This window comes from Streptomyces seoulensis (assembly GCF_004328625.1).
Taxonomy (GTDB): Bacteria; Actinomycetota; Actinomycetes; order Streptomycetales; family Streptomycetaceae; genus Streptomyces; species Streptomyces seoulensis.
The window spans coordinates 5,022,863-5,042,037 of the sequence record NZ_CP032229.1 but is presented as its reverse complement, the minus strand read 5'-3'; the positions used below and the strand labels follow the sequence as shown (position 1 = coordinate 5,042,037).

At 72.0% G+C, this 19,175-nt stretch carries 20 protein-coding genes; 7 read left to right on the top strand and 13 right to left on the bottom strand.

What is annotated here, in order from left to right; translation table 11 throughout:
• Positions 1 to 18: 18 nt before the first annotated feature.
• Entirely contained in the window at positions 19 to 666 is a 648-nt protein-coding gene (locus D0Z67_RS23145; protein WP_031181669.1) for a ScbR family autoregulator-binding transcription factor, read from the bottom strand.
• A gap of 360 nt (positions 667 to 1,026) precedes the next feature.
• Here D0Z67_RS23145 and D0Z67_RS23140 point away from each other — a divergent pair, with 360 nt between their 5' ends.
• A complete protein-coding gene (locus tag D0Z67_RS23140) occupies positions 1,027 to 1,971 on the top strand; it encodes a lytic polysaccharide monooxygenase auxiliary activity family 9 protein (protein WP_031181668.1) in 945 nt (314 codons plus the stop codon).
• Positions 1,972 to 1,990: 19 nt separating this feature from the next.
• On the opposite strand, the gene D0Z67_RS23135 is transcribed toward D0Z67_RS23140, so the two are convergent.
• Positions 1,991 to 2,644: a hypothetical protein gene (locus D0Z67_RS23135; RefSeq protein WP_031181667.1), complete on the bottom strand. Its 654-nt coding sequence runs from the start codon at positions 2,642 to 2,644 to the stop codon at positions 1,991 to 1,993.
• Between the two features lie 432 nt (positions 2,645 to 3,076).
• Here D0Z67_RS23135 and D0Z67_RS23130 point away from each other — a divergent pair, with 432 nt between their 5' ends.
• Both D0Z67_RS23130 and D0Z67_RS23125 read left to right on the top strand, forming a co-directional pair.
• Positions 3,077 to 3,745, top strand: coding sequence for a DUF6230 family protein (locus D0Z67_RS23130; RefSeq protein ID WP_031181666.1), 669 nt, complete (start codon positions 3,077 to 3,079; stop codon positions 3,743 to 3,745).
• A gap of 4 nt (positions 3,746 to 3,749) precedes the next feature.
• Complete coding sequence (locus D0Z67_RS23125) at positions 3,750 to 4,163, top strand: DUF6114 domain-containing protein (RefSeq protein ID WP_031181665.1); 414 nt, start codon at positions 3,750 to 3,752, stop codon at positions 4,161 to 4,163.
• Between the two features lie 128 nt (positions 4,164 to 4,291).
• Here D0Z67_RS23125 and tatA read toward each other — a convergent pair whose 3' ends face one another.
• On the bottom strand, positions 4,292 to 4,540 hold the full coding sequence (tatA, locus tag D0Z67_RS23120) for a Sec-independent protein translocase subunit TatA (protein ID WP_031181664.1): 249 nt from the start codon (positions 4,538 to 4,540) through the stop codon (positions 4,292 to 4,294).
• A gap of 123 nt (positions 4,541 to 4,663) precedes the next feature.
• Here tatA and D0Z67_RS23115 point away from each other — a divergent pair, with 123 nt between their 5' ends.
• The gene (locus D0Z67_RS23115) at positions 4,664 to 6,238 is read left to right on the top strand and encodes an LCP family protein (RefSeq protein ID WP_031181663.1); all 1,575 of its coding nucleotides are present in this window, start codon (positions 4,664 to 4,666) and stop codon (positions 6,236 to 6,238) included.
• Here the strand turns inward: D0Z67_RS23115 and mgtA are convergent.
• From mgtA to D0Z67_RS23065, 10 genes are all read right to left on the bottom strand, one after another.
• Positions 6,229 to 8,721 (bottom strand): magnesium-translocating P-type ATPase, encoded by a 2,493-nt coding sequence (mgtA, locus tag D0Z67_RS23110; protein ID WP_031181662.1) that lies wholly within the window; start codon positions 8,719 to 8,721, stop codon positions 6,229 to 6,231. The two genes, D0Z67_RS23115 and mgtA, sit on opposite strands and share 10 nt — an antisense overlap.
• A 5-nt stretch (positions 8,722 to 8,726) precedes the next feature.
• The gene (locus D0Z67_RS23105) at positions 8,727 to 9,080 is read right to left on the bottom strand and encodes an ArsR/SmtB family transcription factor (protein ID WP_031181661.1); all 354 of its coding nucleotides are present in this window, start codon (positions 9,078 to 9,080) and stop codon (positions 8,727 to 8,729) included.
• Positions 9,081 to 9,388: 308 nt separating this feature from the next.
• Complete coding sequence (locus D0Z67_RS23100; RefSeq protein WP_031181660.1) at positions 9,389 to 10,351, bottom strand: ABC transporter substrate-binding protein; 963 nt, start codon at positions 10,349 to 10,351, stop codon at positions 9,389 to 9,391.
• Between the two features lie 109 nt (positions 10,352 to 10,460).
• On the bottom strand, positions 10,461 to 11,129 hold the full coding sequence (locus D0Z67_RS23095) for an ABC transporter permease (RefSeq protein WP_031181659.1): 669 nt from the start codon (positions 11,127 to 11,129) through the stop codon (positions 10,461 to 10,463).
• Positions 11,126 to 11,779, bottom strand: coding sequence for an ABC transporter permease (locus tag D0Z67_RS23090; protein ID WP_031181658.1), 654 nt, complete (start codon positions 11,777 to 11,779; stop codon positions 11,126 to 11,128). Before D0Z67_RS23090 ends, D0Z67_RS23095 begins: the two co-directional genes overlap by 4 nt.
• Positions 11,776 to 12,900, bottom strand: coding sequence for an ABC transporter ATP-binding protein (locus D0Z67_RS23085; RefSeq protein ID WP_031181657.1), 1,125 nt, complete (start codon positions 12,898 to 12,900; stop codon positions 11,776 to 11,778). The genes D0Z67_RS23090 and D0Z67_RS23085 overlap by 4 nt, the downstream gene beginning before the upstream one ends.
• 282 nt (positions 12,901 to 13,182) lie before the next feature.
• A complete protein-coding gene (gene msrB, locus D0Z67_RS23080; protein ID WP_031181656.1) occupies positions 13,183 to 13,590 on the bottom strand; it encodes a peptide-methionine (R)-S-oxide reductase MsrB in 408 nt (135 codons plus the stop codon).
• Between the two features lie 14 nt (positions 13,591 to 13,604).
• Positions 13,605 to 14,996: a UDP-N-acetylmuramate--L-alanine ligase gene (gene murC, locus D0Z67_RS23075; protein WP_031181655.1), complete on the bottom strand. Its 1,392-nt coding sequence runs from the start codon at positions 14,994 to 14,996 to the stop codon at positions 13,605 to 13,607.
• A gap of 345 nt (positions 14,997 to 15,341) precedes the next feature.
• Positions 15,342 to 15,797, bottom strand: coding sequence for a hypothetical protein (locus D0Z67_RS23070; RefSeq protein ID WP_031181654.1), 456 nt, complete (start codon positions 15,795 to 15,797; stop codon positions 15,342 to 15,344).
• A 174-nt stretch (positions 15,798 to 15,971) separates the two neighbouring features.
• A complete protein-coding gene (locus D0Z67_RS23065) occupies positions 15,972 to 16,766 on the bottom strand; it encodes a pyrimidine reductase family protein (protein WP_031181653.1) in 795 nt (264 codons plus the stop codon).
• 36 nt (positions 16,767 to 16,802) lie between these two features.
• Between D0Z67_RS23065 and zapE the strand changes: the two genes are divergently transcribed.
• The 3 genes from zapE to D0Z67_RS23050 all read left to right on the top strand — a co-directional run bounded on the left by zapE (position 16,803) and on the right by D0Z67_RS23050 (position 19,175).
• Positions 16,803 to 17,897, top strand: coding sequence for a cell division protein ZapE (gene zapE / locus D0Z67_RS23060; RefSeq protein ID WP_031181652.1), 1,095 nt, complete (start codon positions 16,803 to 16,805; stop codon positions 17,895 to 17,897).
• A gap of 222 nt (positions 17,898 to 18,119) precedes the next feature.
• Entirely contained in the window at positions 18,120 to 18,518 is a 399-nt protein-coding gene (locus D0Z67_RS23055; protein ID WP_031181651.1) for a hypothetical protein, read from the top strand.
• Positions 18,519 to 18,596: 78 nt separating this feature from the next.
• The gene (locus D0Z67_RS23050; protein WP_031181650.1) at positions 18,597 to 19,175 is read left to right on the top strand and encodes a carbonic anhydrase; all 579 of its coding nucleotides are present in this window, start codon (positions 18,597 to 18,599) and stop codon (positions 19,173 to 19,175) included.

Below are 19,175 nucleotides of genomic sequence, written 5' to 3'. Positions count from 1 at the left end.
GTCACCGTACCCCGCAGGTCAGCCGGTCCTGGCTTCCCGCTCCAGTTGCGCGGCGAGGGCGAGGTAGCGGGGGCGGCGGTGCACCGGGACCAGGCTGCGGAGCATCAGGTACCACATCTCGGCGACCCTGCGGGGCAGCCGCGCGGGCGGTTCCAGGGTGCGCCCGGCGACCCGGGTGCCGACGAAGAAGCAGACCAGGGAGTGGGCGACGATCCCGGCGTCCAGTTCGGCGTGCACATCGCAGTCCCGGACCGCGCCGTGCAGCTTGCGGGAGGTGAACTCCAGCCACTCGGTGAAGGGGTGCCGCAGCGGTGGCCGCATGGGCAGGTTGGTGGTGACCAGGCGGAGTCCGGCGCGGGGCACCGGGTCGTGCACGGCGAGGCGGGCGAGCGCGAACGTGGCGCGCATCAGCGCCTCCAGCGAGGAGCAGCCCCGGCTCTCGACCTCGGTCACCACCTGCCGGGCGGCCACCGACTGGAGTTCGAGGATGGCGTGGGCCAGGTCCTCCTTGGCGGCGAAGTGGAAGTACAGCGCGCCCTTGGTGACGTTCGCGTGTCCGACGATGTCGCTCAGACTGGTGGATTCATACCCTTGCCGGTCGAACAGGTCGGCCGCGGCCGTGATGATCGTCGTCCGGGTCTGTTCAGCGCGCAACTGCCTCGCCATCGGCCGACCCCTCTCCTGCACGAACGGGACACGCGGTTTGTTTTGACCCCTCGCATACGATAACTCACCCAGGCGCGACGGGAGTCACGCGGGACGCATGGAGATTCCGTGCTCTTCCACACTTCCTCCCCTGTTCGACCGGGGTGAACTGGGCCTTCCGCTTATATCCGGCTCCGGGGCCTTCCGCGTGCACTGCGTCGCTTACGCGAAGATTTCCGGGCCGGGAAGGGGACGGCAAAAACAGCCGATGCGGTCTGTGAATTGACTTCTTCGGTCGTCGGTGGGCGTGAACACCCCAGTGCCGTCAACCGTATTGGGGACGTGAACCCCCTTCACCGCCCCGCCGAGGAGACGTCCCGGATGACTCGGATGACCGCCCGCCTGAGCACTCTGGCGGCCGCCGCCGCGACCCCGCTCCTGCTGTTGCCGTGGACGGCGGGCACCGCACAGGCGCACGGCGCCCCCACCGATCCGGTCAGCCGGGTCTACGCCTGCTCGCCCCGGGGTGGCAGCGCCAACGGGTCGGCCGCGTGCCGCGCCGCGATCGCGGCCAACGGGGCCCCCTTCACGGCGTGGGACAACCTGCGGGTGCCCGGCGTCAACGGGCGTGACCGGCAGGTGATTCCGGACGGCAAGCTGTGCAGCGGGAACCTGCCCGCCTACCGGGGGCTCGACCTGGCCCGCACGGACTGGCCCGCCACCCGGCTGACTCCGGGCGCCCGGATGACCCTCACGTACGCCTCGACGATCGCCCACGAGGGTTCGTTCCGGCTGTACTTGACCAAGCCCGGCTACGACCCGGCGAAGCCGCTGAAGTGGTCCGACCTGCCGGACCGCCCGTTCGCCGAGTTCAAGAACCCGCCGCTGAGCAACGGGGCGTACCACCTTCAGGCGACGCTGCCCGCCGACCGGACGGGGCGTCAGATGCTGTACACGGTCTGGCAGAACACCAGCACGCCGGACACCTACTACTCGTGCTCCGACGTGGTGTTCGCGGGCAAGAGCGCTGCGGCGGCCGGCAAGAACAGCGCGCGGCCCACGGCCACCAAGAAACCGGACGCGAAGCCGGCGACGCCCTCCGCGCACCCCTCGCACCCGGCGTCGGCGTCCCCCTCGGCGGAGGCTTCGACTCCCGTGCCGCGCAAGGACGCCTCGTACGCCGCCGTGCCGGACGACGGCAGGCCGGTGGCCGAGGCGACCCGCACGACGTCGGGTCCCTCGGCTCCGTTGCTGGCGGGCGGTGCGGCCGCGGTGCTGGTGGTCACCGCGGCCGCCGCCCTCGTCCCGCGCCTGCGCCGGCGCTGAACGAGCCTTCAAACGAGGGTCAGTTGACGAACACCCGCGCGCCAGCGTCGGTGACCGGGGCGTACTTGGCGGTGAAGTAGCCGCTGGCGAAGCACAGCGACGAGCCGGACACCTTGGTGAACTGCTGGTTGGTGAAGGTGATGCTGCTGTCGGTGTTGCTCGCCTTCCCGGTGAGCTTCGGCGCCTGGTAGACGCAGGTGACCGAGCCGAGCAGGGTGCGCAGCTTGACCGTGGTCTGGATGGTCGAGCCGCTGGCCGGGGCGACGGAGAGGGTGCCGTCGGAGGAGACCGAGGCGGTGTAGGGCAGGTTGTCGACGGTGATGCCGCTGACCCCGGTGACGCCGGTGACGTTGCTGGTACAGGTCGAGCTGTCGAAGGTGTGCCCGGTGACCGACTCGGTGGCGGTCCCGGGGGCCGCCGGGTTGGCGGTGGCCTTGGCCGTGAACTGGGACGCCTTGCAGGTGACACCGCTGGTGCCGGTCGCGCTGGAGTACAGGGTGGCGGAGGTGCCGGTGGCGAGCGGTGCGGTGAGGGTGTCGCCGACGGCCACGGCAATGCCGCCGGCGGCGCCCGTGGTCAGGACGGCACTGGCGTCGGCGGACGCGGACGCGGGGACGGCGGCCGCCACGGTGAGCGCGGTGACGGTTCCGGCAAGGGCGAGGAAGGTGCGCATGCGGGTGCCTCTCTTCCGAGGTGGGGGCGGAGAGCAGGGGTGCGCCGGGATGCGATGCGAGGTGCGGGATTTCGTATACGGGACGGCCGCCCGGAGAAGCCGGGAACCGGCGCGTGCCGCGACCCGGGCCCGGCGCCACGGTCCCGAGGAGATCAGGCAGAGTTGTAGACCGTAAGTGACGCCATCGTCAATAAGGCGTACGGGAGTTGGAGGTCAGAGGCACCGTCCGCACAGGGCCGGCACCCACTTTTCACAACTCCCTTGACCCTTCAATGTAACCGGCGGTAACTTTCGAGAAGGCTACCGTCGCGTAACCGGCCGGAATCCTCATGTCCACACCGGACGGCGGGGCGGCCCGCGCGGTCGCCCTTGTCCGCGCCAGGACAACGCGCCACCTGAAACCCGCATGGATCTACGCCCATGGGAGCAGACATGGCCTCGTCCCCGGAGTCCCCGGACCTCTCGTCCACCGACCCCACCCCCGCCACGCCCGAACCGGCCGGCGGCGTACGGCGCGGGCGCGTCCGGTACCGCCGGGCCGCCGTCCTGGCGATCCCCGCGACCCTCGTCGCGGCCGGCCTCGCGATCCTGACAGCCGAGGGCGCGCTGGGCGTGCAGTTCGCCATCTCCGGCATGCCGTTCACCGTCACGGCGACCGATCTGACCGGCACCGGCTTCGAGCAGTTCGGCGGCCTGGACAACATGGCGGACGGCAGCCCGAACGCGGGTGACACCGGCGGCCAGGTGCTCGTCGTCACCTCCGCGATCAAGAACGCCACCCTCACCAAGCTGTGCCAGAGCGTCGACCTGGGCGGCACCAACCTGCTGATCAAGGCGGGCCAGGGCGCCAAGAAGGTGACGGCGACCGATCTCACCACCGACTCCACCGAGCTGTCGGGTGACGCCTCCTTCGACCGCATCGAGATCGGCAACGACGCCAGCACCCTGGACAAGGCCAACGCCAAGGGCCCGATCGGCGTCTTCTCGCAGCAGGCCGACACCGTGCACATCGCCAACCTGCGCCAGACCAACTACGCGACCACCGCGGGCGTGTTCAAGCTGCCCGGTCTGAAGCTGGGCTTCAGCGACTCGGGCTGCTGAGCCGATGGCGGAACCCGGGCGCCCGAAGACGCGGGCGGCCTTCCGTGACTGGCGGGGACGCCGGCCGTTCTGGGGCGGGCTGCTGCTCGCGCTGGGCGGGGCCGAGATCCTGCTCACCGAGAAGGCGTCGCTGAAGGTCGTCATGCACATCGGCATGCAGGGGCTGGCCGGCTATCTGCTGCCGACCCTGATGCTGCTGCTCGGACTGCTGGTCCTCTTCAACCCGGCGCAGCGGCTGTTCTACTCGATCGTCGGCGTCCTGGTCTCGCTGGGCAGCTGGCTCACGTCGAACCTGGGCGGCTTCTTCATCGGCCTGCTCCTCGGCGTCGTCGGCAGTTGCCTCGCCTTCGGCTGGCTGCCCGACCAGGAGGCCCGCGTGTCCCGAAGGCAGCGGCGCAGGGAACGCGCCCGCGCCTGAACCCCGGCCCCCTCGGAGCCCGGCGGCACCTCGCCGCCGGATTCTCCCTCTTTCAGGTGATACGGGGAACTTCTCCCCCGGTGTGCCCAGTTCACCGGACAGCGGGCACGAGAAAGGAGGGCGGCGGGTCAGGGAGAGACGGGGGCCTCGGCCGGAGCCATGGCGGTCTCGGCGGTGACACCGGCGGCCGGGGCGACCGGCGTGTGGGCGGCGGGGACATTGTTCTCGTCCTTCATCGCCTTCGCCTCGCTCTTGAGGATGCGCAGGGACTTGCCCAGCGAGCGGGCGGTGTCCGGCAGCTTCTTGGAGCCGAACAGCACGATGAAGACGATCGCCACGACCAGCAGATGCCAGGGTTCCAGTCCGTTGCGGAGCATGGTCGCCCTCCCTTTCTCACGCGGTTCCTGACGGCCAGGGGCTCCCGCGCCTCCGGTCCGCTCAGCGATGATTGCTACATTGCGCAACTGTACAACCCAGGGAGAGGCACAAGAGGGCGGGCGATGAGCATCACGAGCAGCCGGGGGACGCAACCGTCACGGCGACGCGGCGGCGGCCGGGGGTCCCCGGAGGGTGAGGGCGGTTCCGGCGACCCGGGCGGCGGCACCCGGTCCGGCGCACGGGACCGGCGGCGCCGCCGTGCGCGCCGGGCACGGGTGGCGCTCCTGGTCTGCCTGTCGCTGGTGGTCCTCGGCGGCGCCGGGGCCGGCTGGGTGTACCTGAAGCTCAACGGCAACATCCAGACCTTCGACGCGGGCGGTCTCTCGGACAACCGCCCGGCGGGCTCGTCCAAGGGTGAGAACGTCCTGGTGATCGGCTCCGACGCGCGTACCGACGGCAACGCGGCGCTGGGCGGCGGCGACAAGGACGGCATCGGCCGCTCCGACACCACGCTGCTGCTGCACATATACGCCGACCACAAGCACGCGCTGGCCGTGTCGATACCGCGCGACACCCTGGTGACGATCCCGCCCTGCAAGCTGCCCACCGGCGGCTGGACCCAGGCCCAGCCCAACACCATGTTCAACGCGGCCTTCTCGGTCGGCGAGACCGACAAGGGCAACCCGGCCTGCACCCAGAACACCGTGGAGCAGCTCACCGGACTCCGCGTGGACCACACGGTGGTCGTGGACTTCAAGGGCTTCGCCGCGCTCACCCAGGTCGTCGGCGGGGTGAAGGTCTGCCTGCCCAACGACGTGTACCAGAAGGACCTCAACCCCAACCGGACCACCCAGGGCGCGCTCCTCTTCCGGCACGGCGAGCAGCGGGTCTCGGGCCAGCAGGCGCTGGACTACGTCCGCCTGCGGCACGGCATCGGGGACGGCTCCGACATAGGACGCATCAAGCGGCAGCAGGCGTTCGTCGGCAGCCTGCTGAAGGAGGTCAAGGACAAGGGGTTCACCCCGACCAAGCTGCTGCCGCTGGCCGACGCGGCGACCCGCTCGATGACCGTCGACCCCGGCCTCGGCAGCGCCGACAAGCTGCTGTCGTTCGCCATGTCGCTGAAGGACGTCGACCTGCACAACACCAAGTTCGTCACCGTGCCCTGGCGGTACGCGGGCGCGCGGGTGGCGATCGTGGAGCCGGACGCCGGTGAGCTGTGGGCCACGCTGCGGGCGGACCGTACGCTCGACGGCGCCGACGCCAGCGGCGGGAAGGGCCACGCGCCGAAGAAGCCGGGCCCGGCCACCCACTCCCCCGCCCCGGTCTCCGGCAAGGGCATCGCCGTGGCGGTCTACAACGGCACTACGGTCACCGGGCTCGCCGCCAAGGGCTCGGCCACGCTCACCGCGTCCGGCTTCACCGTCACCGGTACGGCGACCGCGCTCTCCCAGAACCATCTGGCGACGGTCGTCCAGTACGGCCCCGGCATGGCGGACCGCGCCCAGACCGTGGCCAAGGTCTTCCCCGGCGCCCAGCTGGAGCAGATCGGCGCGTCCCGGATCAACGTGGTCCTCGGCCAGGCGTACGCGACCGACCCGACGCCCTCCTCGACATCGGCCTCGGTGCCCAGCGAGGTGGCCAACGGGGCGCGTTCGGCGGACGACAACCCCTGCGCGAACCTCACCTACGGCTGACGCCGGTCGTGGCGCACCCGCGCCACGATCAGCGCGAGGGCGTACGGCACGAGCACGGCGGCCAGCAGCAGGTAGCGGTCGGCGGGCAGCGCGGTCAGCCCGAGGACCGCGCCCAGCGGGGTGGCGGGCAGCAGCAGCCCGGCACCGGCGAGCACGGCCGAGGCCCAGCCGACCGGGCCGGGGCGGCCGCCCGCGATCCGGCGCCCCGAGCGCAGGAGCAGCATCGCGAGCGCCTGGGCGAGCAGGTTCTCGGTGAACCAGGCCGAGTGGAACAGCGCCTCGTCGCTCAGCCCGGCGCCGCCCCGGGGGGCGAGCGTGAGCACGCCGAAGGTGGCGAGGTCCGCGACCGCGTTGAGCAGGCCGAAGCCGGTGAGGAAGCGCAGGAAGGCGGGCGGCCGCAGCCTGGTCGGCCGGCGCAGCGCCTCGGGGTCGGGGCGGTCGTCGGCGAAGGCGAGCTGGGAGGCGTCGAAGCAGAGGTTCTGCGCGAGGACCTGGGCCGGGAGCATCGGCAGGAAGGGCAGGAGCAGTCCGGCGGCGAGCATGGCGAAGACGTTGCCGAGGTTGGAGGACAGGGTGACGCGCAGGTAGGAGGCGATGTTGGCGCTGCTGTGCCGTCCCGCGAGCACCGCGTGTCCGAGCGCGCCGAGGTCCTTCTCGCCGAGCACCACGTCCGCGCTCTCGCGGGCCACGTCGACGGCTCCGCGCGGTGCCACGCCCACGTCGGCGGCGAGCATCGCGGGCACGTCGTTGACACCGTCCCCGAGGAACCCGACCGTGAGCCCGGCGGCCCGGAGTCCGGCCACCACACGCGCCTTGTCCTCGGCCGTGCACCGGGCCACCACCGTGACGGTGCCGGGTGTCCCGGCCGCCTCCGGTGCGCTCCCGGTGCGCACCTCCCCCACCGTCAGCCCCAGGTCCCGGCAGGCGCGTACGGCGGTGGCGGGGTGGTCGCCGGTCAGGACGCGCACCTCGACGCCGAGCCCGGTCAGGGTGCGCAGGGCGTCGGCGGCGCCGGGCGCCAGGTCGTCGCGGAAGGTCAGCAGCCCCCGGAAGGTGAGGTCGCGGGCGTCCCGGGCACCGTAGGGCCGGGTGCGGGCGGGGAGTTCGGCGGTGGCGACGGCGAGGACGCGCAGCCCGGACTCCGCGTGCCGCGTGGCGAGCCCGAGCAGCCGCTCCCGTTCGCCCTCGGTCAGGTCGCACTGTTCCAGCACGGTCTCGGCGGCGCCCTTGGTGATCAGCACATGCCGGCCGAGGGCACCGGTGACCACGGCGCCGGCCAGCCGGTGCGCGGGGTCGAAGGGGAGCGCGGCGACCCCGTCGTACTCCTCCCCCACCGGTCCGGCGGCGGTGAGCAGGGCCTCGTCCAGGGCGTCGGGGGCCGGGAGTTCGGAGAGGGTGAGCCCCCACCAGGCGGCGACGGCGGCCCAGCGCAGCACCTCGGGGTCGTCCCGGCCGTCCGGTCCGAGCGCGGCGGCGAGGACGGGCCGGTCCTGGGTGAGGGTGCCGGTCTTGTCCAGGCAGAGCACGTCGACCGCGCCGAGGTCGTGCAGCGCGGGCAGCCGCCGTACGACGACCCGGTGGGCGTCGGCCAGCCGGGACGCGCCGCGTGCCAGACAGGTGGTGACGATCACCGGGAGCATCTCGGGGGTGAGCCCCACGGCCACCGCGACGGCGAACGGCAGCGTCTGCAGGACCCGGCCGTGCACGGCGGCGCTCGCCATGAGCACGAGCGGCGGGGTGAGCAGCATGAACCGGACCAGCACCCAGGAGATGCCGTGCACGGACCGGTCGAAGGCGCTCGGACCGCGCTGGACGGGGACCCGTTGGGCGGCGCCGAACCGGGTGCGCGCCCCGGTCGCCACCACCACAGCGCCGGCACTGCCCGAGACGACCTGGCTGCCCTGGAAGCACAGATGGGACTCGGCGGACTCCCCCGGCACCTCGGCCGCCTCCTTGGCGACGGGCGCCGACTCCCCGGTGAGCGTGTCCTGCCGGACGGTCAGCCCCCGCGCGCGCAGCAGCCGTACGTCGGCCGGCACGAGATCGCCGGGGCCGAGCCGGACGATGTCACCCGGTACGAGGTCCGCGACCGGCACCTCGCGGGCGCGCGGCTCGTCCGCGCGGCCGGTGCGGCGCAGCACGGTCGCGGTGCCGGTGACCAGGCCGCGCAGCGCGGCCAGGGAGCGGTCGGCCCGGCGTTCCCCGGCGGCGCGCAGCGCGCAGCTCACGGCGACCAGGGCGAGGATCACCGAGGCGGTGCCCCAGGACGCGACGAACGCGGACACCAGCCCGAGGGTGAGCAGCACGGAGGTGAACGGGTCCCGCAGGGCCCGTACGGAGCGGCGTGGCCAGGACAGGGCGGGCGGGGCGGCGGCCGGGGTGTTCTCGCCGTGCTCGGCCAGCCGGGCGGCGGCCTCGGTGTCGGTCAGTCCGCGCGGGCCGGTCTCCAGGCGCCGCAGGAGCCGCAGCGAGGTGTCCGGCACTTCGGTCACAGTCCGCGCAGGCCGCGCACCGGGGCGGTGGGAGCCGTCTGTTCGGTGAGCCGGCCGACCAGCAGGTGGACGACGTCCACCAGCGCGGCCTGTTCGTCGGCGTCGACGAAGTAGACCTGGCGGCGTCCCTCGCGGCGGGAGCGGACCAGCCCGGCGAGCTTGAGCTTGGTGAGGTGCTGGCTGACGGCGGGGAGCGCGCCGCCGACCCGTTCGGCGAGCCCGGTGACATCGCTCTCGCCCTGCGCCAGTGCCCACACCAGGTGCAGCCGGGCCGGGGAGGCGAGCAGCCCGAAGGCGGCCGCCGCCTCGGTGAGGACCTCCGGGGAGGGGTCGCCGGGCCTTGTCGCCACTGCTCTCCTCCTCGCCTGGTCTCGGCTGTCCGGTCGTTGTCCGACCAGTCAGTCTAGGGGGTGTCTTGTCGGTCAGGCCGGATCAGGGAGCGGCGTCCGGTGCCGTGCATCGCAAGGCGGAGGAGGGAGTCGATGCGGAGCATCTGCGACCGACGACAACGCGGCGAGGCGCGGTGCCAGGCGTCGCGAGCCCGACCTGACCGACAAGACACCCCCTGGGGGCCGTGGGCGCACACGCGGACCGCCCGGCGACGGGATGCGTCGGCCGGGCGGTCCGGGTGGTGCGGGGTGGTGCGGTGCGGCGGGGGTCAGCCGAGGCCGTTGGCCTTCAGCCACGCCTGGGCGACGTCCAGCGGGTCCTTGTGCTGGACCTGCACCTGGGTGTCCAGGTCGAGCAGGGCCTTGGTGTCGAGCTTGGCGGAGACGGCGTTGAGCGCGTCGACGCCCTTCTTCGGCACCGCGTTCTTGCGCACGAGGGGCTGCACGTTCTGGAAGCCGAAGAGGTTCTTCGGGTCGCTCAGGACGACGAACTTCTCCTTGGCGATCACCGGGTCGGTGGTGAAGAGGTCCGCGGCCTGCACGGAGTCCTTCTTCAGCGCCGACTGGGTGAGCGGGCCGCCCGCGTCCAGGGACTTGAAGGACTTGAACTCCAGGCCGTACATCGACTTCAGGCCGCTCAGGCCCTGGTGGCGGGTCTGGAACTCCGGGGAGCCGCCGATGACCAGGTCCTTGGCGATGCCCTTGAGGTCACCGATGGAGGACTTGGCGGTCAGGTTGTACTTCTTGGCGGTGGCCGCGTTGACCGTGACCGAGTCCTTGTCCTCCGCCGGGGAGGGGTCCAGCAGGGTCAGCTTGGAGTCCAGCTTGGCCTCGATGGCCTTGGTGGTCTCCTCGGTCGACTTGGGGGCCGCCTTCTGGTCGAGGTAGGCCAGCAGCGCGCCGTTGTACTCGGGCAGCAGCGTCACGGAGCCGTTCTTCAGCAGGCCGTAGGTGGTCTCGCGGCTGCCGATGTTGGGCTGGTACTTGACCTTGACGCCCTTGGCCTTGAGGGCCTCGCCGTAGATGTCGGCGAGCAGGATGCTCTCGGCGAAGTTGTTGGAGCCGACGACGACGGTGTCACCGCTCGCCCCGCCTCCGGCCAGTGGGTTGTCGGACGTGCCGTCGTCGGAGGAGCCACAGCCCGCAAGCAGCGTCGTCGCCGCCGCGAGGGCGACCAGCGCCGCCCCTCGGTTCCCCCGGATGGACTTGCTGATGCGGTTGTTGTAAGTCACCTGTAGATCCAAGCCAGTTCGTGATTTGTCAGTCAAGGGAAGCGAGGTCACCGATTGGCCTCGATCGCGCACGTTTGTGTCGGGAGCATGAACGCCTCCGCCGAAGCCGTCACCCACTGCGCCGCACTCCCGGCGAGACGGTGAGCTTCGACAGCGCCCAGAACACCACGAGCGTCACCAGGGCGAGTCCGGCGACCAGCGTGGCGCCGCCGACCACCTTCTCGTAGTCCTTCTGGTAGAGCCCGTCGATGATGTACCGGCCGAGTCCGCCGAAGCTGACGTACGCGGCGATGGTCGCCGTGGAGACGATCTGGACGGCCGCGGTGCGCAGTCCGCCGAGGATCACCGGGAGCGCGACCGGGAGTTCGACCTGGAACAGGATGCGCGGCTCGGTCATGCCCATCCCGCGCGCCGCGTCCACCGGGGACGGGTCGACGGTCTGGATCGCCTCGTAGGTGGTGACGAGGATCGGCGGTACGGCGAGCACGACGAGCGGCACCATCACGGGCAGCGTGCCGAAGCCGAACCAGATGAACAGCAGCACCAGCAGACCGAAGCTGGGCAGCGCCCGGCCGGCCGTGGCGACCATCGACAGGGCGTTGCCGCCGCGCCGCAGATGCCCGGCGATCAGGCCCACCGGCAGCGCGATGAGCGCGGCGATGGCGAGGGCCTCCAGGGAGTAACCCACGTGCTCCAGCAGGCGGGTGGGGACACCGTCGTAGCCGTGCCAGCGGGCGGGGTCGGCGAAGAAGGAGTGCGCGAAGTCCAGGACGTTCACCGGGCGGCACCCTTCTTCGGCATCCACGGGGTCAGCAGGTTGCGGGTGAGCACCAGCGCCGCGTCGACGAGGATCGCCAGCACGGCCGTCGTCACCACGGAGTTCACCGCGAGTTCCGGCCGGTGGTAGAGGTTGGCGTCGTTCAGCATGTTGCCGAGCGCGCCCTGGTTGCCGATGAGCATGCCGACGCTGACCAGCGAGATGCTGGACACGGTGGCGACCCTCAGGCCCGCGATGATGGCGGGCACGGCGATGGGCAACTGCACCTGGAGATAACGCCGCACGGCGCCGAGGCCCATCGCCTCGGCGGCGGCCAGGGTCTCCGGGGGCACCGAGCGGACGCCGTCCACGATGGCCGGGACGAGCACCACCAGGCTGTAGACGGCGAGCGGGATCATCACCGTCATCTCGCTCTGGCCGGTGTAGTCGATGAGGATGACGAAGAACGCCAGCGACGGGATCGCGTACAGCACCGTGGTGACGCCGAGGACCGGCGGGTACAGCCAGCGGAAGCGGGCGCAGAGCTGGGCGACGGGCAGCGAGAGCAGGAGCCCGGCCAGCACCGGCAGCAGCGCCTCGCGCAGATGCAGGCCGATCAGGCCGAAGTAGCTGTGCTGGAGGTCGCTGGGGAGGTCGAAGAAGCCGTTCATCCGGCCGCCGTCACCTCCGGACGGTCCTCGGTGTGCGCGGTGCGGATGGCCTCTCCGATCGCCGCCTGCGAGACCACGCCGACCGCGCGCCCCTCGCCGTCGACGGCCACGGCCCAGCCGGTCGGCGAGAGCACGGCGCCGTCGAGCGCGGTGCGCAGCGAGTCCTTGCCCGGCCGGAACGGCCTGCCGTGCGACAGCAGCCGGCCGGCGTCGACGGCGCCCGCGGTCAGCGCGCCCGGCTCGCCCCAGCCGAGCGGACGGCCGTCGGCGTCGGTGACGAGCAGGTACGGGGTGCTGCCGTGCGGGGTGAGCCGGGTGGCGTCGGCGTCCACGGGGACGATCGGCCCGGTCTCCAGCTCCAGCCCGTCGGACGGGAAGAAGGACAGCCGGCGGATGCCCCGGTCGGCGCCGAGGAAGTCCTCCACGAAGGGGTCGGCGGGCGCGGTGAGCAGTTCGGCGGGCGGCGCGAACTGGGCGAGGTGCCCGCCGGTGCGCAGCACGGCGACCATGGTGCCGAGCTTCACCGCCTCGTCGATGTCATGGGTGACGAAGACGATGGTCTTGCCCAGCTCGTCCTGGATGCGCAGCAGTTCGTCCTGGAGTCCCTTGCGGACCACCGGGTCGACTGCGGAGAACGGCTCGTCCATGAGGAGGACCGGCGGGTCGGCGGCGAGCGCCCGCGCCACGCCGACGCGCTGCTGCTGGCCGCCGGAGAGCTGGTACGGGTACCGCTTGGCGAGCGAGGCGTCCAGCCCGACCCGCTCCATCAGCTCGGCCGCGCGCTCGCGGGCCTTGGCCTTGCTCCAGCCCAGGAGGCGGGGCACGGTGATGATGTTGTCGATGATGGTGCGGTGCTGGAACAGCCCGGCGTTCTGGATGACGTAACCCATGGAACGGCGCAGGGAGTTGACGGGCTGCTGCCGGATGTCGGCGCCGTCGAGGAGGATGCTGCCCTCGCTCGGCTCCACCATCCGGTTGATCATCCGCAGGGTGGTCGTCTTGCCGCAGCCGGAGGGGCCGACGAGGACGGTGATCGCGCGGTCCGGTATGTCCAGCGACAGCCGGTCGACCGCGACCGTGCCGTCCGGGTATCGCTTGCTGACTGAATCTATCCGTATCAAAACGCCGCGCGCCCTTCGGTTGGCAGGAGTGCCTGGACCGTTCCGGCCGAGTCCAGTCGGCACGAACCACGCCACCCGGAGAGCGCGAAAGGGCGGCCGGACCGGGCGCGGGCGCGCACACCCGTGGTCGTGCCACGGCCGGACGGTCCCATGAATCGGGAGGCTGCTACCCAGCCACGGCCGATCCATTCATCCGATCATGTGACCCTGCTCATACCGCTGCGCTCATACGACGATGCCCACCCGCCGCTTCCGGCGGGTGGGCGTCGTCGGGGACGGGCGTCAGCCCTCCTCGGGCTTGAGGCGCAGCGAGATGCTGTTGATGCAGTACCGCTGGTCGGTGGGCGTGGGGTAGCCCTCGCCCTCGAAGACGTGCCCGAGGTGGGAGCCGCAGTTGGAGCAGCGGACCTCGGTGCGGACCATCCCGTGCGAACGGTCCGCGATCAGCTCGACCGCGTCGGTGTCCTTCGGGTCGAAGAAGGACGGCCAGCCGCAGTGCGAGGCGAACTTGGTGTCCGAGGTGAACAGGTCGGCGCCGCAGGCCCGGCAGGAGTAGACACCCTCGGTCTTGGTGTCCGTGTACTCACCGGTGAAGGCGGGTTCGGTGCCGGCCTGGCGCAGCACCGTGTACTCGGCCGGGCTCAGCTCCGCCCGCCACTGCTCGTCCGTCTTCTCGACGTCGTACGCCATGAGGATCAGCCCCTTTACTTCTGCGACAGGCGGTCCAGGATCAGCGGGCCCAGGTCGGTGACGTCACCCGCGCCCATGGTGAGAACAAGATCACCGGGCTTCGCCATTCCCGCGACGACCTCGGGGATGTCCGCCTTGTCGTGCACGGCGGTGACATCCGCGCCGGCCGCGCGGGCGGCCTCGATGATCAGCGCGCTGGTGATGCCGGGGATCGGGTCCTCGCGGGCCGGATAGATGTCGAGCACCACGGAGGCGTCGGCGAGGGCGAGGGCCTGGCCCATCTCCTTGCCCAGCTCCTGGGTGCGGGAGAACAGGTGCGGCTGGAAGACGACGAGGATGCGGCGGTCGTCCCCGGCGGCGCCGCGCATGGCCTCCAGGTCGGCGGTCATCTCGGTGGGGTGGTGGGCGTAGGAGTCGATCACCTGCACGCCCGCCTCCTCACCCTTGAGCTGGAGGCGCCGCTTGACGCCGGTGTACGCGGCGAGGGCGGGGGCCAGCTCGTCGGCGGGCAGGCCGAGGGCGACGCCCGCGGCGAGCGCGGCGACGGCGTTGAGCGCGTAGTGGCGGCCGGGGACGGAGACGGCGAAGGTCAGCTCACGGCCGTCCAGTACGGCGGTGACCTCGCTCTTGAGGCCCTGGGGCACGATCTTCAGGACCCGTACGTCGGCGTCCTCGGCCTCGCCGTACGTCACCGTCTTCACACCGGTCACCCGGCGGGTCAGCTCGCGGGCGCCCTCGTGGTCGGCGGAGATCACCAGGGTGCCGCCGGGGACGATCTTGCCCGCGAAGGTCTCGAAGGACTCGTAGATCTCGTCCATCGAGGCGTAGTTGGCGTGGTGGTCCAGCTCGACGTTGAGGACGATGGCGACCTCGGGGGCGTACTTGTGGAAGCTGCGGTCGCTTTCGTCCGCCTCGGCCACGAAGATCTCGCCCTCGCCGTGCAGGGCGTTGGAACCGGGGGCGTCCAGGTCGCCGCCGATCGCGTACGACGGGCGGGCGCCCAGCTCGGTCAGGGAGACCGCGAGCATCGAGGTGGTGGTGGTCTTGCCGTGCGTACCGGCCACCGCGATCGGCCGCAGGCCCTCCATCAGCGCGGCGAGCGCGTCGGAGCGGTGCACCACGGGGATGCCCAGCTCGGCGGCGCGGGCCAGCTCGGGGTTGTCCTGCCGGATCGCGGAGGAGACGACGACACAGCTGGCGTCGTCCGCGAGGTGCCCGGCGGCGTGTCCGATGTGCACGGTCGCGCCGTGCGCCCGCAGCGCCTCGGCGGTCGCGGACTCCTTGGCGTCACTCCCCGCCACCCGAGCCCCACGCTGAGCCAGGATCTTGGCGATCCCCGACATCCCGGCCCCCCCGATCCCGATGAAGTGCGGTCGGTCCATGGCGATAGGAAGGCCGGGTGCCATGCGTTCTTCTCCCATATACGAGCGAGCCAGAGGATGCCCACCCTATGCGCAGATCCGACCCACCCCCCACCCCGGCGGGTGGCGCGCCGGTCGGCGGGCGTGCCGACCGGGAGCGGCTCCGGGCCGCTGGCGAGGCGGAGGGCACCGGGCGGACACGAGACGACGATCGCCACGGCCCGCGTGCGGCGGCGAGCGCGGGGCGTGGCCCAGCCGGCCCCGGGACGGCAGTGTGCGGCTCGCGCTCCGGAACACCGAACGCGCCGCCGACCGTCGAAGCCGGGACGGCCCCGCACCGGATGCCCCCGCGCTACCCGGTGCCGGACCAGTCGCCGAGACCCCGTAGGGCTACGCCTTGCTGTGGCTGAAGAGCTTGAGGACCGGGACGCCGACCTTGTGGCGGGCTCGGGAGGCCCAGTCGCGGTGGAAGAACTCCTCGACGTAGTGGGGGTCGGTGAGGACGATGACCTCGTCGGCGTGGACCTCCGCGACGAGGGACTTGAGGGCCTCCAGCGGGTGGTTCTCGACGAGCCTCCCCTCGGCCCGGCTCCCGGCGGCACGCAGCGCCGTCAGGGAGACCTCCAGGGCCTTCTCCCCCACGCTCCGCGCATCCGTGCCCTCGGGCGTCTCCCCCTCGTGCACGGCCTCGTCCAGCTCGCCGAGGGCGATGTCGTCGATGGCCCGCAGCAGCCGGTCCGCCTGGTCACCGCGCGGCTGGAGCAGCACATGGAAGAAGACCGGCTCGTCACCGTGCAAGGTCGTCACGAACTCCACGTCGGCCGACGTCAGGGCTTTCTCGATCATCAGAACGCTTGTGAACACCAGCCGCCTCTTCTCCCTCGAGGGTCCTCGTGACCCTCTGTCCTCCGTTGGCCCGAAAAGGCCCTGCGGAAACCATCCTGCCCCGTTACCGCACGGGGAGTACCGGGACTAAGTGTGCCCCCCGGAAGGTAAACGGAACGGTAGATTCCGCTGTTTTCAGGGTCGGCGGTACCGCCCGAACAGAAATCCGTACTCCTCCAGCAGCAACGCGAGCGCGAACCGGCGCGGCACCGAAACCCCTGGCCCACCGGCGATCCGCTGCGCGTCCCCCGCCGTGAGCATGGGCGACAGCGTCAGACACAGCTCGTCCAGCACGTCCGCCGCGACCAGTTGCCCCAGCAGCCGGGGACCGCCCTCGGTGAGCTGACGGACGTACCCGAGCCCGGCGAGCGCCGCCACGGCCCGTGCCGGATCGACCCGGCGCCCCTCCCCCGCGACGACCACCCGCACCCCGGCCCGCTCAGCGGCGGCCACCCGGTCGGCGGGCGCGTCCGTACCGGTCAGGACGACCGTCGGGACCAGCGGCGAGGTGTACAGCGGGAGCGAGAAGTCCAGGTCGAGGCCGCCCGACACCACCGCGACCGCCGGAGCCGGACCCTGCCCGGCCGCCTCCCGCGCCGCCGCGAACTCGGCACGGGCGCGAGCGGGCCGGTACCCCTCCTGGCGAACCGTTTCCGCACCGACCAGCACGACGTCCGCGAGCGCCCGCAGCGTGCCGAAGACGCGCATGTCGGCCGGGCAGGAGATGGGCTGGGAGCGCCCGTCGTGCTGGGCCGCGCCGTCCAGGGTGGAGACCATGTTGGCCCGCAGCCAGGTGCGGGGCCCTCCGTCGCGGGAGACGGGATAGGCGTAGGCGGCGGCCAGTTCGGCGAGACTCCACTCGCCGGTCAACTCACCCCGGTCACGGTCCCGAGCTGCTGTTTCGTGGGTCACAGGGAACAGGCGTCGCATTCGTGCAGTGTGACATGGCGATTAGCATGGGTAACCGTGTCCTCCACCGCAGCCCCCGGCTCCACCCCGCTGACCGACGCCGGTCCGCTGTCCCTGTGCGCACGCGCGCCGCACGTCCCGGCCGACCGGCTGGTCGCCGAGATGGTGCCGCCGCCCCGCTTCGACTCGGTGCGCTTCGCCACGTACATCCCGGACCCGAACCAGCCCAGCCAGACCGACGCCGTGGGCGTGCTGGAGGGCTTCGCGGCGGGACTCGGCGGCGCCCTGCCCGGCGAGGGCAAGCGGGGCCTGTTCGGCTTCGGCCGCGCGAAGGCCAAGGCCCCGGCCGGCCCGCGCGGCGTCTACCTGGACGGCGGCTACGGCGTCGGCAAGACCCACCTGCTCGCCTCGCTCTGGCACGCCACCCCGGCCGAGCCCTCCCGCAAGGCGTTCGGCACCTTCGTGGAGCTGACCAACCTGGTGGGCGCCCTCGGCTTCCAGCAGACGGTCCGCACGCTGTCCGGCCACGCCCTGCTGTGCATCGACGAGTTCGAGCTGGACGACCCCGGCGACACGGTGCTGGTCTCCAGCCTGCTCGGCAAGCTGGTCGAGGCGGGCGTGGCGCTGGCCGCCACCTCCAACACGCTGCCCGGCAAGCTGGGCGAGGGCCGGTTCGCGGCGGCCGACTTCCTGCGCGAGATCCAGGGCCTGTCCGCCCACTTCCGCGCCCTGCGCATCGACGGCGAGGACTACCGCCACCGCGGTCTGCCGGAGGCGCCCGCGCCGTACACCGACGAGCAGGTGACCAGGGCCGCACACGGCACCGAGGGCGCCTCGCTGGACGCCTTCCCGCAGCTCCTGGAGCACCTGGCGAAGGTGCACCCGAGCCGGTACGGCGCGCTGACCGACGAGGTGCGCGCGGTCTGCCTCACCGACGTGCGGCCGGTGCCGGACCAGTCGACGGCGCTGCGCCTGGTGGTGCTGGCCGACCGGCTCTACGACCGCGAGGTCCCGGTGCTGGCCTCGGGGCTGCCCTTCGACCGGCTGTTCAGTGAGGAGATGCTGAACGGCGGGTACCGCAAGAAGTACTTCCGCGCGATCTCCCGGCTCACCGCGCTGGCACGCGACGCCAAGCCGCTGGTGACGGAGTGACAGACCGGGTAACAGTCCGGCCGCCCTGTTTCTGATATCCCCTCAACTTCTGCGGGTCAAGAGCTGATTTCAGCCGCTTGACCCGCTTTTTTCACGCTTCCTGCGGCACGTAACCCGCCGTTAACCCTGCAAAGCATCCCGCCGGGTTAACGTGTTTCTTGACCATCCATTGACCAATGCTTGGCGCGTACAAGAGACGTGGGATTCCGCAGGGGGGTGCGCATGTCCCGAGGCAGGACGCTCGGCGCGGTGCTCGCCCTGCTCGCGGTCGCGGTGATCACCCTCCAGCTCTTCGCGCCCTCCGGACCCTTCGCCACCGCACATACGCTCGGTGAGGCAAAGGCCAATGACGCGCCGGGGATCATCCTCGTCGCCCCGCCCGCGGGCGAAGGCGCGGACACCGTCCGCGAACCCCGCCGCCACCGGACTCCGCCGGTCGCCGCCCATACCGACCGGCACCGCCAGCGCGGCGCCGCGCCCACCTTCGCGCCGGAGCGCCCGCTCATATCCCGGCGGCCGGCCGAGCCCGTACCGCCCGCGCGGTCCGGCGCTGCCGGCGCCGGCGTCACGAGATCCTCCGGAGCCCATTCCCCGGCAGTCCTTCAGGTCTTCCGCTGCTGACGGGCGGGCTCGCTCCCCCCACCACAGTCGTGCAAGCCCGACGCGCCGTCCACGCGCGCCAGGAGGAGTCCAGACATCATGCAGCCCCTCATCGACCACGCCCGCACGTTCGGCCGGCGCTCCGAGGAGTTCGCCCGCCTCGCCGAAGGCCAGTCTCCCCAGGTCCTGTTCATCACCTGCTCCGACTCACGGGTCGTCCCGGCCCTGATCACGGGCGCCCGCCCCGGCGAGCTGTTCGAGCTGCGCACCGCGGGCAACATCGTCCCGCCGCACACCTCCGAGCACCCCACCAGCGAGGCCGCCACCATCGAGTACGCCGTCGAGGTGCTCGGCGTCCGCGACATCGTCGTCTGCGGCCACTCGCACTGCGGGGCGGTCGGCGCGCTGGTGCGCGGCGACGACCTGACCGCCGTACCCGCCGTGCGCGACTGGCTGGCGCACGCCGCCCCGCGCCCGGCCGGCGCGGCCGAGGACCCCGAGGTCGCCGAGGGCGTGCAGTGCCACGCGCTGACCCAGCTGCTGCGCCTGCGCTCGTACCCCTGCGTCGAGCGCCGGACGGCGGAGGGCACGCTCACCCTGCACGCCTGGTACTACGAGGTCCACACCGGGGCCGTACGCGCGCACCGGGCCGCCACCGACACCTTCGAAGCCCTGTGA